A 14,989-nucleotide genomic window follows, 5' to 3' on the forward strand; every position below is an offset into this window, starting at 1 on the left:
GGTGACCGCCTACGTCGCCTTTCTCCGGGCGGTGAACGTCTCGGGCACGGGCAAGCTGCCCATGGCCGAGCTTCGCCGGATGGGCGAGGAATGCGGCTTTGCCAACGTCCGCACCTACATCGCCAGCGGCAACCTCCTGTTCGAGAGCAAGCTGTCCGAAGCGAAGGTCGCGGGCCTCGTCGCCGACAAGGTCGCAAAGTGGTTCGGCAAGCCCGTGCCCGTCCTGGTCCGTTCCGCCGCCGAGATGCGCGCCATTGCCGATTCCAATCCCTTTCCGGAGGAAAGTGGAAGCCGCAACTTCGTCTTCTTCCTCGCGGGCCCGCCCCCGGCCGATTTCATGGCCGCCGTGCGCGGGCGCGAGGACGAGCGCATCGCGGCCGGCCGCCGCGAGATCTGCGTTGCCTATGGCGAGGGGATCGGCAAGACGAAGCTCGTCATCCCCGCCGTCAAGACCGGCACCGCCCGCAACCGCAACACGGTCGAGAAGATCGCCGCGATGCTCGAGGAACAAGCGTGACCGAACCCGAAGCAGGCCGTCGCCTCCGCCAGTTGGCGAAGGAAATCGCGCATCACAACCGCCTGTACCACGACCAGGACGCGCCCGAGATCTCGGACGCCGACTATGACGCGCTGGTCCGCGAGAACAACGAACTCGAGGCCGCCTTCCCGCATCTCGTCCGCCCGGATTCGCCCAATGCGCAGGTCGGCGCCGCCCCGTCCTCGGCGCTCGCCAAGGTCGCCCATGCGCGGCCGATGCTGAGCCTCGAGAACGCCTTTTCGGGCGACGACGTTCGCGACTTCGTCCGGCGCGTCCGCCGGTTCCTGAGCCTCGCCGAGGACGAGCCGGTCGCGCTCACCGCCGAGCCCAAGATCGACGGCCTCTCGGCCTCGCTCCGCTACGAGAACGGCCACCTGGTCCTCGCCGCCACCCGCGGCGACGGCACGATCGGCGAGGACGTGACGCCGAACGTCCGAACGATCGCCGACATCCCGCAGACCCTCGCCAACGCCCCCGCGATCCTCGAGGTGCGCGGCGAGGTCTACATGTCCAAGGCTGATTTCGCCGCCCTGAACGCCCGCCAGGCCGAGGCCGGCGCCAAGGTCTTCGCCAACCCCCGCAACGCCGCCGCCGGCTCGCTCCGCCAGAAGGACCCGGCCATCACCGCCGCCCGCCCCCTGCGCTTCCTGATGCACGGCTGGGGCGAAGTCTCCGAACCCCTCGGGCAAACGCAGATGGAAGCCGTCGACCGCCTTCGCGCCCTCGGCTTTCCGGTCGACGAGCGCGTCGTCCGCTGCGCCGACGTCGAGGAGGCACTCGCGCACTACGCCCGGATCGAGCACGAGCGCGCCGACCTGCCGTTCGACATCGACGGCGTGGTCTACAAGCTCGACCGGCTCGACTGGCAGGAGCGACTGGGCTTCGTCGGCCGCGCCCCGCGCTGGGCGATCGCCCACAAATTCCCCGCCGAAAAGGCCGAGACCACGCTCGAGCGGATCGAGATCCAGGTCGGCCGCACCGGGAAATTGACCCCCATCGGCCGCCTCACCCCGGTCGGCGTCGGCGGCGTCATCGTCAGCAACGTCACCTTGCACAACCGCGACGAGATCGGCCGGCTGGGCCTTCGCGAGGGCGACCGCGTCCGCATCCAGCGCGCGGGCGACGTCATCCCGCAAGTGGTCGAGAACCTGACCCCCGACGAACCCCGCCCCGCCTTCGTCTACCCCGACCATTGCCCTGCCTGCGGCTCCGAAGCGGTCGCCGAGGAAGGCGAAGTCGACATCCGCTGCACCGGCGGCCTCGTCTGCCCCGCCCAGCGCCTCGAGCGCCTCAAGCATTTCGTCAGCCGCGGCGCGATGGACATCGATGGCCTGGGCGAAAAGAGCATCGTCGAATTCGCCGAGCTCGGCTGGATCGAGAAGCCGTCCGACATCTTCCGCCTGTCGGCCCACCGCGCCGAGCTCCTCGGCCGCGAAGGCTGGAAGGAGAAAAGCGTCGACGCACTGCTCGCCGCGATCGAGGCGCGCAAGGGGTTCGACAGCGCCCGCCTCTTGTTCGGCCTCGGCATCCGCCACGTCGGCATCGTCACCGCCCGCGACCTGCTCAAATGCTTCGGGACGATCGACGCGCTGCAGGCCGCCGCCACCGGCGACAACGGCACCGCCGAGCTGTCCGCGGTCGAAGGCGTCGGCCCGGTGGTCGCCGAGGCGGTCCACGACTTCTTCCACGAGGCCCACAACCGCGAGGAAGTCGCCGCCCTGCTCGACCTCGCCCGACCCGCGCCGTTCGTGAACCAGGCCCGCGACACCGCCTGGAGCGGCAAGACCATCGTCTTCACCGGAAGCCTCGAGACGATGAGTCGCGACGAGGCCAAGGCGCAGGCCGAACGCCTCGGCGCGCGGGCGGCGGGCTCGGTCAGCGCCAAGACCGACCTCGTCGTCGCCGGTCCCGGCGCGGGGTCGAAGCTCAAGAAGGCCGAGGAACTGGGTGTCCGCGTCGTCACCGAGGCCGAATGGGCAAATATCGTCGCCGAGGCGTGAGCGACGCGTAAGTGTCACATTTCTATGATGTTTGACAGAAAAGTGACAACATGATTTCTCTTTCGTGACAGACACGAGGAGAACCCCCATGCGCATGCTCGCCATCGCTTCCGCCGCCGCCCTGATCGCCTGCTCGGGAGCCGCCGTCGCGGCCGAGCCGATGGGGACGCTCGTCGTCAGCGCGACCCGCAGCCTCGCCGACAACCAGCGCACGGTCTCCTATGGCGACCTCCAGCTCGCCTCCGCCGATGGCCGCGCGCAGCTGCGCAACCGCGTCGCGGGCGCGATCGCCGACCTTTGCGATCCCCGCCGTTTCTCGGTCGCCGAACCGCATGATTCGATCCGCTGCACTGCGCAGGCCTGGAGCGACATCACGCCCCGCCTCGACCAGCTCACCCCGCGGATGGCCTCGCGCTGAGGCCTGGCCCTAGCGCCGGATGACGTGCACCGGCCGCGGCGTGTCGCCGATCCAGATCGCCGTGCCCGCATAATAATCGAACGGATTGTCGAGCCGCGGCTTGAGGTCGACCCGGGTCCCGTTGGGCGTGCGATTGGTCGCGGCGAGGATCAGCGCGTTTGCGCCGCGCGCGCCCGCCACCGCGCGCAACTGGCGTTCGAGCACCGCCGGCGGCGTCTCCCCGTCGTCCTTGACCCACACGTCCTCGACCACCTGGTAGGCGGCGGGCACGTCGCTGGCGCTGGCGAAGGTCGCGACCCGGTCCCCCGGCACTCTGACCGCACGGCTGAGCGCCGGCTCGCCATCGGCAATGTGCTGGACCGAACAGCCCGCCAGCGCGAACAGCCCGCAGGCGAGAAGCGAACGACAGAGATGACGCATGATATTTCCCCCGATGTGACCGCGAGAAACAACGGCCGCCGCGCTGAACCGCGTCTTAATCCGGCAGCGCGTCCTTACTGCCGTTCCAGCACCAGCACGCGCCATTCGCCGCTGCCGCCCTCGACCAGCCGGCAGCCGCGGCTGACATAGGCGTCCGTCACCGCCTCGGCCTGCGTGTCGAGCAGCCCCGCCAGCACGATCGTCCCGCCCGCCGCGGTTGCGTCGACGAAGTCGCCCGCCAGCTCGATCAGCGGCCCGGCGAGGATGTTGGCGATGAGGAGATCGAACGGCGCGCGTTCGGCCAGCGCCGGATGCGCCATGCCGTCGGCCACCGCCAGCGCCAGTTCGCCTGCGCCCTCGCCCAGCGCCACCCCGTTTGCCTGCGCATTGTCGCGCGTGACGTCGATGCTGATCGGATCGATGTCGGTGGCGATGGCCTTCGCGTCCGGCCAGAGCGCCATGGCTCCGAACGCCAGCAGCCCCGTCCCCGTCCCGATGTCGGCGATATTGGCGAAAGCCTTGCCCGCCGCCTCGAGCCGGTCGAGCGCCTCGAGGCAGCCCTTGGTGGTGTGGTGATGCCCCGTCCCGAAGGCGAGGCCCGCGTCGATCAGGAAGTTGATCGCGCCATCCTCGGGCCCGTGCGCCGGGGTCCGGACGAAGAACCGCCCCGCGCGGATCGGCTCGAGCCCGGCCTGGCTGCGCGTCACCCAATCCTCGTCGGCGAGTTCCTCGAGCACCGGCTCGCCGCTCGCGAGGCCCTGCAGCACCGCCAGCTCGGCCGCGGTCGGCTCCGCCTCGAAGTAGGCGTGGAGCCGCCAGTCGTCGGGACGATGCTCGTCGGGTTCGTCGGCGACGATCACCGGCGGGTTGGGGTGGTCGCCGAACGGATCGTCCATGGCGCCGACGGCCTCGCCCTCGGCACGGTTGCAGGGGATCGTGACGCGCCAGCTCATTTGCTTGGCGCCTCCTTGGCCAGCCGCTCGTCGAGCGCCTTGGTTTTGGCCGCCGCATAATTCCTGCAGCCCTCGGGATCGAACAGGGCCGCCGTGCCGCCGAACCGCTGGCGCATGTTGCTCGCGCCCGGATGCGGGGTGAGCAGGATGTCGCACTCGAGGCCGGCCATCTTGGCGATGCCTTGGCGCAGGCTCGCCACCCACGCCGGATGGTCGGTGAAGCGATAGTCGTCGCGGCTGACCGGCGAGAGGCTGTCGGCAAAGACCATCGTCCGGCACACGCCGCCGTCGCAGCTCACCCAGCTCCAGCTGAGCGCGCCCGCCGTATGGCCCGGAGTCGCGGTCGCGGTGAGCTGAAGTCCGCCGCTGCGCACCGTGTCGCCGTCCTTGACGATCCGCCCGACGGTGACCGTCGGCACGCGCGGCAGGATGCCTGCCTGCGGATCGTCGGCCGCCGTGACCCCGGTCCGGAACACCTGCGCGGCCGGTGCCGAGGCGACCAGCTGCGCGCCGGTCAGCTGCTGCAGCCGTGCCATCCCGCCGACGTGATCGACATGCTCGTGGCTGTGGAGGAGATATTTGACGTCGGACAGCTGGAAGCCCAGCCGCCGGATGTTCGCCGCGACGAGGTCGGCGCCCTTTTCGGTGCCGCTGTCGATCAGCACGTCGCCGGCCTTGTCGGTGATCAGGATCGCGCTGATCCCGCAGGTTCCGACATAATAAGTGTTGCCGAAGATCCGGACCGGCGGCGCGGGCTTGTCCCAATCGTCATTGTCGCCGCAGGTCCGCGCGAAGGCCGGCCCCGCGACCGCGATCGGCGCCGGGAATTTCTCGTAGACCACGGGTTTGCCGAGCGGGATGCTGATCTGCTGGCCGGCCAGCGCGGCAAGCATCAGGCTAACGGACATAGGAAGCTCCATTGACGTCGATCACGCAACCGGTAGCGCTCGCCGGGGCCTGCGTCGCGAGCCAGCGGATCGTCTCGCCGACTTCGGCCGCGCTAGCCACACGGCCGAGCGGAATTTCCGCCAGCACCTTCTCTCCGCCGCGGCTGGCGAGATATTCCTCGGTCATCTCGGTGACGGTGAAGCCCGGAGTCACCCCGAAGGCGAGGATGTTCTCGCCCGCATAGCCCCGCGCGATCGTCTTGGTGACCGCGACGAGCGCGGCCTTCGACGCCGCATAATGCCAGTGCTGGGGACTGTCACCGCGATAGCCCGCGCGGCTCGCGACGTTGACGATCCGCCCGCCGCCAATCGCCCGGAAGTGCCCGACCGCGAGCCGGCTGAGGTCGACCGCGGCCTGCAGATTGACCTGCATCGTGCGCGCCCACTGCGCCTGCCACTCGGCCTCGGGCGCGTCGTCGGCGACCGCCTCATAGACCCCGGCATTGTTGACCAGGACGTCGATCCGGCCGAGCCGCGCCACCGCCTCGTCCCAGCAGCGCGCTGCCGCCTCGCCGTCGGCGAAATCGGCCGCGACCAGCCCCTCGCCGCCCTTGGTTGAGGTGCCGAGCACCGTGTGGCCGGCGGCCCGAAGCGCGTCGGCGGCCGCCTTGCCGATACCCCGGCTCGCGCCGGTCAGGAGAATGTTCATGGGGGAGGCTGTGTCACTCCCCTTTGCGTCACGCAACAACCTCCTTCGTCCTGAGCGACGTCGAAGGACGCTTGCCCCCCGCCCTTCGACTGCGCGCCTGGGGCGCTCCGCTCAGGACGAACGAAGAGGGATCGTCAGGCCGCGAACTTGGAGATGAACTCGGCCGTCGCGCTCTTGAACTCGCCGATCTGCTGGCTGAACCGGCCGAAGCCCTGCTCCACCCCGTCGATGTCGCGCGCGACGTTCTCGGTATCGGTCCGGATCGCCGCGATGGTCGAGCTCATCGAATCGGCTGCAAGCGCGGTCTCGTCGACCGCCGCGGTGATCATGGTCACCGTCTGCGCCTGCAATTCCATCGCCTGGCGGATTCGGTCGGCGCTGGTCTGCACCTCCTCGACCGTGCCCTGGATCGAGCTGTTGGCCTCGACCGTCTGCCTGGTCGCCGCGGTGATCGCCGAAATCTTGGCGGTGATGTCGTCGGTCGCCCGAGCGGTCTGCGAAGCGAGGCTCTTCACCTCCTGCGCGACCACCGCGAAGCCGCGGCCGGCATCGCCCGCGCGCGCCGCCTCGATCGTGGCGTTCAGGGCGAGCAGATTGGTCTGGCCCGCAATGTCGCGGATGAGGCCGAGGATCGATTCGATCGCCTCGACATGCGCCGACAGCGCCTGGCTGACCTTGACCGCCTGCGCGGCCTGGTCACCGGCCCGGGTCGATACGGTCGCCGCCGTCTCGACTTCGGCCCGGGCGTCCTCGATCGCGCGGATGAGGCCGGCCGCGGTATGCGCCGCCTCGCGCATCGCCACCGCCGACTGCTCGGCCGCCGCGGCGACTTCGCTGGTCTTGCCGAGCATGCCGCGGGTGGCGGCCGCCGTGGCGCTCGCCTGGCCGCGCAGCATGTCGCTGTCGCTGCTCGCGCGGGCCACCGAGGCGACCACGCGGCGGTTGAATTCCTCCGCCTTGGCGTGCCGCTCCTTGTCGTGATTGGTCTGCTGGTAATGGATGGCGTGCGCGACGAAGACGTCGATCTCGACCATGTTCATCTCGTGGATGGTCTGCGCCGCCGCCGCCCGCTCGGCCGAATCGTTGAAGGTCGCGCGCATCGCCGTGGTCAGCGCCTCGGCCTCGCCCGACAGACCCGCCATCAGCGTCGTCAGCGAGACGTCGGCCGCCATCGCATCCTCGACATATTTCCTGGCGGTGTTGACCCAGCCCGTCTCGGTCAGGCGCAGGAACTTGTCGCGCAGGTAAGGGATGATCCGGTCGGCCAGGTGGTCGAGCTTGGCATCGCTGAAGTGGCCGCGCCCGTCCGAATGCTCGCGATAGCGCTCCCAGAACTTGCGGGCGACGTCGCGCTCGTGGCTCGCGACCGCGCTCCACAGGGCGGCGGCGCGGGCCGGCAGGTCACCGGCCGGATCGAAGGCCTTGAGGCGGCGAGCGTGACTGGCATCGGTGGCGGGCATCGACAACTATACTCCTGGACCACATGGGTTTGGTGGAGCCTGCCTAGTCCCGATTGGTTAAGAGGCGGTTAGGCCCATCGGCCCTCCTTGCCCTATGCGGCGGCCCGTCCTAGGTGCACCGCACAAGCATTTCCGCCCGTTTCTGCCGGAGCATTCGAAGACTCTCATGGCACGTAATACTGCAAGGCCGCTGTCGCCCCATCTCACCATATGGAAATGGGGTCCGCACATGCTGGTGTCGATCCTTCACCGCGCCACCGGCGTCGCGCTCACGCTCGGCGGGCTGTTCCTGCTGACCTGGTGGCTCCTCGCGTTGTCGGGCAGCGCCGAGGGCTATGCGACCTTCACCAGCTTCGTCGGCTGGAAGCTCGGGCCCGTGCCGCTGATCCTGATCGGCCTCGTGCTCCTGACCTGGGCCTTCTTCCAGCACACGCTGTCGGGCCTCCGCCACCTCGTCATGGACGTCGGCGCGGGCTTCGAGCTCAAGACCAACAAGACCATGGCGCTCGGCACGATCGTCGGCTCGCTGATCCTCACCGCCCTGTTCTGGGCCATCATCCTCGGGAAAGCCGCATGACCGGGCCGAAGCAAATGGGCGCGCACGAGCGCAACGCCGTTCCGGACGGCAAGACCCCGCTTGGCCGGGTCCGCGGCCTCGGCTCGGCGCATCACGGCGGCGGCCACTGGATCAAGGAGCGCGTCTCGTCCGCTGCCCTGCTCCTGCTCGGCACCTGGTTCCTCGCCTCGCTGCTGCTGCTGCCCGACTTCACCCAATCGACCATCACCGCCTGGCTGTCGGGCCCGTTCGGCTTCGTCCCCATGGCCCTGTTCGTCTACCTCTGCTTCGAGCACAGCTTCGAGGGCGTGAAGGTCATCGTCGACGACTATCAGGGTGACGAAGGCGGCCGCCTGACCTGGCACATCATCTCCCTTTTCCTCCACGTCGGGGCTGGCGCACTGGCGCTCTTTGCCCTCGCCCGTATCGCTTTCGGAGCCGCCGCCTGATGACCGCCGCCTACCAGATCATCGACCATGTCTATGACGTCGTCGTCGTCGGCGCCGGCGGCGCCGGGCTTCGCGCGACCATGGGCGCGGCCGAAAAGGGCCTCAAGACCGCCTGCGTCACCAAGGTCTTCCCGACCCGCAGCCACACCGTCGCCGCGCAGGGCGGGATCGCCGCCAGCCTCGGCAACATGGGTCCGGACCACTGGACCTGGCACATGTACGACACCGTCAAGGGCTCCGACTGGCTCGGCGACCAGGACGCGATCGAATATCTCTGCCGTGAGGCCCCCGCCGCGGTCTACGAGCTCGAGCACGCCGGCCTTCCGTTCAGCCGCACCGACGACGGCAAGATCTACCAGCGCGCGTTCGGCGGCATGACTCAGAACATGGGCGAAGGCCCGGCCGCGCAGCGCACCTGCGCCGCCGCCGACCGCACCGGCCACGCCATGCTCCACGCGCTCTACCAGCAGAGCCTGAAGTATAATTCCGACTTCTTCGTCGAATATTTCGCCCTCGACCTCATCATGGAGGACGGCGAGTGCCGCGGCATCATGGCCCTGTGCATGGAAGACGGGTCGATCCACCGCTTCCGCGCCCAGGCCGTGGTCCTTGCGACCGGCGGCTACGGCCGCTGCTATTTCTCGGCGACCAGCGCCCACACCTGCACCGGTGACGGCAATGCCATGGTGATGCGCGCCGGGCTGCCGCTGCAGGACATGGAATTCGTCCAGTTCCACCCGACCGGCATCTACGGTGCCGGCGTCCTCATCACCGAGGGCGCGCGCGGCGAGGGCGGCTACCTCACCAACTCGGCGGGCGAACGCTTCATGGAGCGCTACGCCCCGTCGGCCAAGGACCTCGCCAGCCGCGACGTCGTGTCGCGCTCGATGGCGATGGAGATCCGCGAGGGCCGCGGCGTCGGCAAGGAGAAGGACCACATCTTCCTTCACCTCGACCACATCGATCCCAAGATCCTCGCCGAGCGCCTGCCCGGCATCACCGAGACCGCCAAGATCTTCGCCGGCGTCGACATGACCCGCGAGCCGATCCCGGTCACGCCGACCGTCCACTACAACATGGGCGGCATCCCGACCAACTATCACGGCGAAGTCGTCACCTTGCGCGACGGCAATCCCGACAGCGTCGTCCCCGGCCTGTTCGCGGTCGGCGAAGCGGCCTGCGTCTCGGTCCATGGCGCCAACCGCCTCGGCTCGAACAGCCTCATCGACCTCGTCGTCTTCGGCCGCGCCGCGGGCCTTCGCCTCGGCGAGATCCTCAAGCCCGGCGCTGCGCCCAAGCCGCTCGCCAAGACCAGCGCCGAGTTCGCGCTCGGCCGCCTCGACCACTTCCGTCACGCCGAGGGCTCGACGCCCACCGCGCAGATCCGCAACGAGATGCAGCGCACGATGCAGGCCGATTGCGCGGTCTTCCGCACCGAGCGCACCCTCGACGAGGGCGTCGGCAAGATCGACGCGGTCTATCGCAGCCTGTCGGACGTCAAGGTCACCGACCGCAGCCTCATCTGGAACACCGACCTCGTCGAGACGCTCGAGCTCGACAACATGCTCGGCCAGGCCCTCATCACCATGCACAGCGCCGCCAACCGCAAGGAAAGCCGCGGCGCGCACATGCACGAGGACTTCCCCGAGCGCGACGACGCGAACTGGATGAAGCACACGGTCGCCTGGTTCGACGGCTGGGGCGGCAAGAGCGGCAACGTCGCAATCGATTACCGCCCGGTCCACGACTACACGCTCACCGACGAGGTCGGCTACATCAAGCCCAAGGCCCGCGTTTACTGATCGGCCCCGCCCCTCCCCTTCGGGAGAGGGGCGACCCGTTACGCCTCGGGCGCCAACGTCAACGGCCGAGGCACCCGCTTGCCCTTGGTCCGGCTGGTCAGATGAACCCGCCCGCACCGGTCACAGCGATACGTCCTGAGATCGAGCCCCGCTGACGCGGCAACCGCCAGCGCCTCCGCGGCCGAGGCAAAAGCGCGCTTGCGCCGGCAGACACTTAGTTTCGTGCGCAACGCGCCAAGGCCTTCATGAAGGCGCGGACGTCAAGTTTCCGACGGCCGAGGTCCACGCGCCGGATCTTCTCCGACAATCGCCTGCCAGCCCTTGCGAACGCCATATTGCACCGCCCAGCCAAGCGCCCAGGTCGCCACCACCGGCGCGATGGCGCGGATCGCCGTCTCCGCCACGGTGCCGATGATGGCACCCTTGATGCCACTGTCGCCGTCCTCGCGATCGATCGCCGCGCCGATCAGGGCCCCGAACAGATTTGCCACGCCGTTTCTCCTTTCCCGGCAGAAACGCGCGGCGCCTGATCGGTTCCGAAAGCCCGCTCAGACCAGCGTCGGCAACAGCGTCGCCAACTGATCCATCTGCGCCGGCAGTCCCTTGGCCGAGCCCTGCATCGCTTCTTCCAGCGCCTCGGCACTGGGATAGGCTTCGTGGAAGGTCAGCAGTGTCTGCCCTTCGCCGTGCGCCGCGAAGGTGACGGTGGTCACCGCGCCCTCTTCCTCGCCCTCGTCATTTGTCCAGACGATCCGTTCCCCCGGCACCACCTCGAGATACTGGCCGTAGAAGGCCATGCTGCCCCCCTCGCCCGCGGCGAACTCGAGCCGGTACTTGCCGCCGGTCCGCACATCCATGTCGCAGCCGACGAGGCTGATCCCGAAGCCCTCGGGCACCCACCAGCGACGGAACAGCTCGGGCACGGCCCAGGCGCGATAGACGAGCGCCGGCGGCGCATCGAACAGCCGGGTCGCGACGAGTTCGGTGTCGCCCTTCCGCTCCACCGACGTGGCGCCCATCATCGCGTGGCTAGTCGTTCGCGCGTCCATGCTCTTCCTCCTGCTTGAGTTCGTCGAGAACCGTGTCGAGCCTCGCGAAACGCGCCTCGAACAGCGCCGCCATGTCGGCCAGCCATTGCGCCTCGTGGTCGAGCCCGCGCGCGCCCAGCCGGCAGGTCCGCACCCGCCCGACCTTCTGAGTCGCCACCAGCCCCGCCCCCTCGAGCACCGCGACATGCTTCTTCATGCCGGTCAGCGTCATCCCGAAGCGGCCGGCGAGATCGGAGATGCTCGCCTCGCGCCGCGCCAGTTCGGCGATCACCCCGCGCCGTGTCGCATCGGACAAAGCGGCGAAGGAGCGATCGAGCGCTGGCGACTCATAGTGAACCATCAGGTTCAGTGTTACGCTGATCAAAGCCGGTCCGCAAGGCCCGACCGGCTGACCCCGCTCAGGCGGCGATCTGGAGCTGGTCCCGGCCCGCGCGCTTGGCGCGATAAAGGGCGGCGTCGGCCGACTTGAGCGCGCTTCGAAGCCCCGTCTCGCCGATCACCGCGACGCCGCCGCTGATCGTCACGCGGATCCGGCCCGCTTCGGTCGTGATCGGTGACGCGGACATGAGCAATCGCAGGCGGTCGCAAATGTCATAGGCTTGCTGGAGCGAGGTGTGCTCGAACAGGACCACGAATTCCTCGCCGCCCAGCCGGCACATCCGGTCATGCCCGCGAACGAAGCCCTTGGCGGCGCGGGCGAAGCCGACCAGCACCTCGTCGCCGACTTCGTGGCCATGCGTGTCGTTCACCGCCTTGAAGCGGTCGATGTCGAGAATGGCGAGGCAATGCTCGCCTTGGCAGAGATCAGCGGCCATCTGCTCGAGCGCCCGCCGATTGGGCAGCCGGGTCAGCGCATCGACCAGCGCCGCCTCCTGCCAGCTCTCTTCGCTCTGCTTGGCGAGCGTCACGTCGCGGATCATCGCGAGCAGTTCATAGGGCCGGCCATCGTCGTCGAGCAGCGCGCGCCCGTGGGTCGCGAACCAGCGTATCTCGCCCTCGCGGGTCATGCTGCGATATTCGTAGCGGCGCGGTTCGCCGGCGCTCGCGAGTGTCTGGCGATGCTCCTCGATCACCCGCGCGAGGTCGGCCGGGTGGATGAGGTCGCGGCTCGCCTGCCCGACGAGCGCCTCGGGCGTATGCCCCAGAAGCTGGTGAATGCTCGGCGAGACGTAGCGAATGCGCCCATCCGGCGCGATCCGCATGATGACGTCGGTGCAATATTCGGCCAGCAGCCGGAACTCGGCCTCGCTCCGCCGGAAGCTGCGCAGGAGCTTTCGACGATGATGGAGATCGGCCGCGACCGGAAGCACGGTCAGCACGGTCGCGACCAGGAATAGCTGGAAGAACAGCATGCGCGCGGGAAGGCTCGCCCCCGACAGCGCGACCGGGCCTTGTCCCGCGCCGGTCAGGGAGCCGCCGATCAGGGCCAGGCCCACGAGGGCGAAGGCCGCGCCCAGCCGCTCGAGCCGGAAGGTCGCGAGCAGCACGAACATCACCGGCAGGAACAGCAAAGGCCAATCGGTCTGCGCGAAGACGGCGATGTCGACCACGACAAGCAGCGGCAGGAGGATCGCGGCGTCGAGCTTGCGGCGCTGCAGGAGTTGCGCGCTGTCGCGGCGGGCCGAACGGCTGGCAAGGAGATGCGCGATCGGCAGGATCGTGAGGTTGCCGAGGGCGTGACCGCTGATGAAGGTCGCGACACCCGGCAACGGCGCATGGCCGATCAGCCACAGCACCGCGCCCACGACCGGCGCGACGCAGACCGGCGCCACCACCATCGCGAAGACGAAGCGGCCGAACCACGACAGGTCGGCCATCAGTTCGCGCTGGCCGGCGCTGCGGGTCATGATGAGCGCGGCGACGGTGCCTTCGCCGAGATTGACGATCACGAACCAGGGTGCCGCCTGCCAGCCGAGCCCGAAGAAACCGGTGATGAGGAAGCTCAGGCAGCCGATGACGCTGAGCGGCGCCCACCAGTAGCGCCGCGGAACACGCAGCAGCCCTGCGATCAGCACGGCGGTCGCGCCCCACAGAAAGGCGACGCCATTGTCGAAGCGGGTGAAGGAAACCGCGACCAGCGCCATGAACGACCAGGCGAGGGCCAGCGGCCACTGGCGAAGAAGAATACGCAACACGATCATGACTTCTCTTAGAACGCTGCGACTTTCCCGCTTCTTCCCAAATGCAACCGTTTCGGCGGAATGGTTCGCGGAAAGCCTACACTTGGCCGCGACTTGCAAAGTAGGATTTCGTTTGTCAAACTAACCGCAGGGGTTTGCTCCAGCCGTCTTTCTCATCGTCGCCGCACCATCGTCGATATGCGCGAGCTTTGATAAGTTTCGGCACTTTCACGCGTCCCGCGGCGTGGCAAAAGTGCCGCGACCCGAAAACTTTTGGGCAAATGCCGCCACCTCGGCTAAGCGCGACCGCTTATGACTGATCCGATCCCCCCCAAGCGCATCTTTCCCGACGCCAAGCGCGACGCCGAAGCCGCCAAGCACATCCCGTCCTCGCCGCAGACCGAGGATCCCGCCTACAAGCTGGCCTTCCAGGACAAGGAGTTCCTGCTCCGTCCTGACCTGCGCCCCGTCCGCTTCCAGCTCGAACTGCTGAAGCCCGAGCTGTTCCTCGACGAGCAGAAGATCGGCTCGACCTTCGTTGTCTACGGCTCCGCCCGCGTGCCCGAGCCCGAGAAGGCCAAGGCGTTGCTCGCCCAGGCGAAGACCGACAAAGAAAAGCTGATCGCCGAGCGGCTGGTCGCCAAGTCGCATTATTACGAGGTCGCGCGCGAGCTGGCGCAGTTGGCCAGCAAGACCGATCGCGACGAGGACGGCCAGCGCCACTTCGTGGTCTGCTCGGGCGGCGGACCCTCGTTCATGGAAGCCGCCAACCGCGGCGCGCAGGACGTCGGCGCCGAGAGCATCGGGCTCAACATCGTGTTGCCCCACGAGCAGTTGCCCAATCCCTATGTCACCCCGTCGCTCAGCTTCCAGTTCCACTATTTCGCGCTCAGGAAGATGCACTTCCTGCTCCGCGCCCGCGCCGTGGCGGTGTTCCCGGGCGGGTTCGGGACGTTCGACGAGATGTTCGAGCTGCTGACGCTCATCCAGACCGGCAAGGTCCGCCCGCTTCCGATCCTGCTCTACGGCCGCGAGTTCTGGGAGCGCGTGGTGAACTTCGAGGCGCTGGTCGAGGAGGGCGTCATCTCCGAGCGCGACCTCGACCTCCTCACCTGGTGCGAAACCGCCGAGGAAGGCTGGGGCAAGGTCTGCGACTATTACGCCGAGGGCGACTCCGCGCCCCTGCGCGCCGCTTCGTAGGCTGCGATGAAGTCATCGACGGCGGTCCCTCCGACCGCCGTCGTGACCGCCGCTTCGTCGAGGCCCTCGGGCGTCACGAAGCGGACGCAGCCCTTGCCCATGTCGAGCTTCCGCCCGGCATCGGCATAAGCACTGCGGAACGCCGCATCGGCCTCCGCGCTCATGTAGAGCAGCGGCAGGTGCAACGCGTTGTGCCCCTTGGTCGCGGCCAGCGCCACGGCCATCAGCGGCTGCTTGTTGTAGGTCTTGGGATAGCGCGCGAGCGGGACCGACCAGGTCACCATCCGCCCGCTCACCCCTTCCTCATAGCCCGCCGGGATCACCCGCCGGACGAGGTCGTAGGCGGCACGCAGCGCCTCGGCCCGCGCGGGGGCCAAGGCGCTGCAAAGCTCGTCGATCAGGGCGGCGGGGGTGAGGCCCGCCGTCAC

General features: G+C 68.6%; 17 protein-coding genes. 7 read left to right on the top strand and 10 right to left on the bottom strand.

Annotation, left to right across the window (positions count from 1 at the left end; genetic code table 11):
- Position 1 precedes the first annotated feature (1 nt).
- From ABD693_RS06335 to ABD693_RS06345, 3 genes are all read left to right on the top strand, one after another.
- Complete coding sequence (locus tag ABD693_RS06335) at positions 2 to 517, top strand: DUF1697 domain-containing protein (RefSeq protein WP_344696176.1); 516 nt, start codon at positions 2 to 4, stop codon at positions 515 to 517.
- Positions 514 to 2,538: an NAD-dependent DNA ligase LigA gene (gene ligA, locus ABD693_RS06340; protein WP_344696177.1), complete on the top strand. Its 2,025-nt coding sequence runs from the start codon at positions 514 to 516 to the stop codon at positions 2,536 to 2,538. Before ABD693_RS06335 ends, ligA begins: the two co-directional genes overlap by 4 nt.
- 88 nt (positions 2,539 to 2,626) lie before the next feature.
- Positions 2,627 to 2,956, top strand: coding sequence for a UrcA family protein (locus ABD693_RS06345; protein ID WP_344696178.1), 330 nt, complete (start codon positions 2,627 to 2,629; stop codon positions 2,954 to 2,956).
- Between the two features lie 9 nt (positions 2,957 to 2,965).
- On the opposite strand, the gene ABD693_RS06350 is transcribed toward ABD693_RS06345, so the two are convergent.
- The 5 genes from ABD693_RS06350 to ABD693_RS06370 form a co-directional block, all read right to left on the bottom strand.
- Positions 2,966 to 3,376, bottom strand: coding sequence for a hypothetical protein (locus ABD693_RS06350; protein ID WP_344696179.1), 411 nt, complete (start codon positions 3,374 to 3,376; stop codon positions 2,966 to 2,968).
- Between the two features lie 74 nt (positions 3,377 to 3,450).
- The gene (locus ABD693_RS06355) at positions 3,451 to 4,329 is read right to left on the bottom strand and encodes a 50S ribosomal protein L11 methyltransferase (protein WP_344696180.1); all 879 of its coding nucleotides are present in this window, start codon (positions 4,327 to 4,329) and stop codon (positions 3,451 to 3,453) included.
- Entirely contained in the window at positions 4,326 to 5,237 is a 912-nt protein-coding gene (gene bla, locus ABD693_RS06360) for a subclass B3 metallo-beta-lactamase (RefSeq protein ID WP_344696181.1), read from the bottom strand. Before bla ends, ABD693_RS06355 begins: the two co-directional genes overlap by 4 nt.
- Positions 5,227 to 5,925: an SDR family NAD(P)-dependent oxidoreductase gene (locus tag ABD693_RS06365; protein WP_344696182.1), complete on the bottom strand. Its 699-nt coding sequence runs from the start codon at positions 5,923 to 5,925 to the stop codon at positions 5,227 to 5,229. The genes bla and ABD693_RS06365 overlap by 11 nt, the downstream gene beginning before the upstream one ends.
- Positions 5,926 to 6,059: 134 nt before the next feature.
- A complete protein-coding gene (locus ABD693_RS06370) occupies positions 6,060 to 7,385 on the bottom strand; it encodes a methyl-accepting chemotaxis protein (RefSeq protein WP_344696183.1) in 1,326 nt (441 codons plus the stop codon).
- Positions 7,386 to 7,551: 166 nt separating this feature from the next.
- Here ABD693_RS06370 and sdhC point away from each other — a divergent pair, with 166 nt between their 5' ends.
- The 3 genes from sdhC to sdhA are packed head-to-tail and all read left to right on the top strand — an operon-like array spanning position 7,552 to position 10,192.
- Complete coding sequence (gene sdhC / locus ABD693_RS06375; protein ID WP_344696185.1) at positions 7,552 to 7,962, top strand: succinate dehydrogenase, cytochrome b556 subunit; 411 nt, start codon at positions 7,552 to 7,554, stop codon at positions 7,960 to 7,962.
- Complete coding sequence (gene sdhD, locus ABD693_RS06380; protein ID WP_344696186.1) at positions 7,959 to 8,390, top strand: succinate dehydrogenase, hydrophobic membrane anchor protein; 432 nt, start codon at positions 7,959 to 7,961, stop codon at positions 8,388 to 8,390. The genes sdhC and sdhD overlap by 4 nt, the downstream gene beginning before the upstream one ends.
- Positions 8,390 to 10,192, top strand: a complete 1,803-nt coding sequence (gene sdhA, locus ABD693_RS06385; RefSeq protein WP_344696188.1) for a succinate dehydrogenase flavoprotein subunit — start codon at positions 8,390 to 8,392, stop codon at positions 10,190 to 10,192. Before sdhD ends, sdhA begins: the two co-directional genes overlap by 1 nt.
- 260 nt (positions 10,193 to 10,452) lie before the next feature.
- On the opposite strand, the gene ABD693_RS06390 is transcribed toward sdhA, so the two are convergent.
- The 4 genes from ABD693_RS06390 to ABD693_RS06405 are packed head-to-tail and all read right to left on the bottom strand — an operon-like array spanning position 10,453 to position 13,382.
- Positions 10,453 to 10,683, bottom strand: a complete 231-nt coding sequence (locus ABD693_RS06390; RefSeq protein WP_344696189.1) for a hypothetical protein — start codon at positions 10,681 to 10,683, stop codon at positions 10,453 to 10,455.
- A 57-nt stretch (positions 10,684 to 10,740) separates the two neighbouring features.
- A complete protein-coding gene (locus ABD693_RS06395) occupies positions 10,741 to 11,241 on the bottom strand; it encodes an SRPBCC domain-containing protein (RefSeq protein ID WP_344696190.1) in 501 nt (166 codons plus the stop codon).
- Complete coding sequence (locus ABD693_RS06400; protein WP_344696191.1) at positions 11,222 to 11,581, bottom strand: ArsR/SmtB family transcription factor; 360 nt, start codon at positions 11,579 to 11,581, stop codon at positions 11,222 to 11,224. The genes ABD693_RS06395 and ABD693_RS06400 overlap by 20 nt, the downstream gene beginning before the upstream one ends.
- Positions 11,582 to 11,639: 58 nt before the next feature.
- Positions 11,640 to 13,382 (bottom strand): sensor domain-containing diguanylate cyclase, encoded by a 1,743-nt coding sequence (locus ABD693_RS06405; protein ID WP_344696192.1) that lies wholly within the window; start codon positions 13,380 to 13,382, stop codon positions 11,640 to 11,642.
- Between the two features lie 291 nt (positions 13,383 to 13,673).
- Here ABD693_RS06405 and ABD693_RS06410 point away from each other — a divergent pair, with 291 nt between their 5' ends.
- Positions 13,674 to 14,561, top strand: a complete 888-nt coding sequence (locus tag ABD693_RS06410; protein WP_344696193.1) for an LOG family protein — start codon at positions 13,674 to 13,676, stop codon at positions 14,559 to 14,561.
- Here the strand turns inward: ABD693_RS06410 and ABD693_RS06415 are convergent.
- The gene (locus tag ABD693_RS06415; protein WP_344696194.1) at positions 14,519 to 14,989 is read right to left on the bottom strand and encodes a DUF1801 domain-containing protein; all 471 of its coding nucleotides are present in this window, start codon (positions 14,987 to 14,989) and stop codon (positions 14,519 to 14,521) included. The two genes, ABD693_RS06410 and ABD693_RS06415, sit on opposite strands and share 43 nt — an antisense overlap.

The sequence above is a fragment of the Sphingomonas rosea genome, from assembly GCF_039538065.1.
Taxonomy (GTDB): domain Bacteria; phylum Pseudomonadota; class Alphaproteobacteria; order Sphingomonadales; family Sphingomonadaceae; genus Sphingomicrobium; species Sphingomicrobium rosea.

Coding starts and splice junctions, on each gene's coding strand:
- ABD693_RS06365 (WP_344696182.1), bottom strand. CDS start 5,925: ATGAACATTCTCCTGACCGGCGCGAGCCGGGGTATCGGCAAGGCGGCC.
- sdhA (WP_344696188.1), top strand. CDS start 8,390: ATGACCGCCGCCTACCAGATCATCGACCATGTCTATGACGTCGTCGTC.
- ABD693_RS06400 (WP_344696191.1), bottom strand. CDS start 11,581: ATGGTTCACTATGAGTCGCCAGCGCTCGATCGCTCCTTCGCCGCTTTG.
- ABD693_RS06410 (WP_344696193.1), top strand. CDS start 13,674: ATGACTGATCCGATCCCCCCCAAGCGCATCTTTCCCGACGCCAAGCGC.
- ABD693_RS06370 (WP_344696183.1), bottom strand. CDS start 7,385: ATGCCCGCCACCGATGCCAGTCACGCTCGCCGCCTCAAGGCCTTCGAT.
- ABD693_RS06395 (WP_344696190.1), bottom strand. CDS start 11,241: ATGGACGCGCGAACGACTAGCCACGCGATGATGGGCGCCACGTCGGTG.
- ABD693_RS06345 (WP_344696178.1), top strand. CDS start 2,627: ATGCGCATGCTCGCCATCGCTTCCGCCGCCGCCCTGATCGCCTGCTCG.
- ABD693_RS06350 (WP_344696179.1), bottom strand. CDS start 3,376: ATGCGTCATCTCTGTCGTTCGCTTCTCGCCTGCGGGCTGTTCGCGCTG.
- ABD693_RS06355 (WP_344696180.1), bottom strand. CDS start 4,329: ATGAGCTGGCGCGTCACGATCCCCTGCAACCGTGCCGAGGGCGAGGCC.
- ABD693_RS06405 (WP_344696192.1), bottom strand. CDS start 13,382: ATGATCGTGTTGCGTATTCTTCTTCGCCAGTGGCCGCTGGCCCTCGCC.
- sdhD (WP_344696186.1), top strand. CDS start 7,959: ATGACCGGGCCGAAGCAAATGGGCGCGCACGAGCGCAACGCCGTTCCG.
- bla (WP_344696181.1), bottom strand. CDS start 5,237: ATGTCCGTTAGCCTGATGCTTGCCGCGCTGGCCGGCCAGCAGATCAGC.
- sdhC (WP_344696185.1), top strand. CDS start 7,552: ATGGCACGTAATACTGCAAGGCCGCTGTCGCCCCATCTCACCATATGG.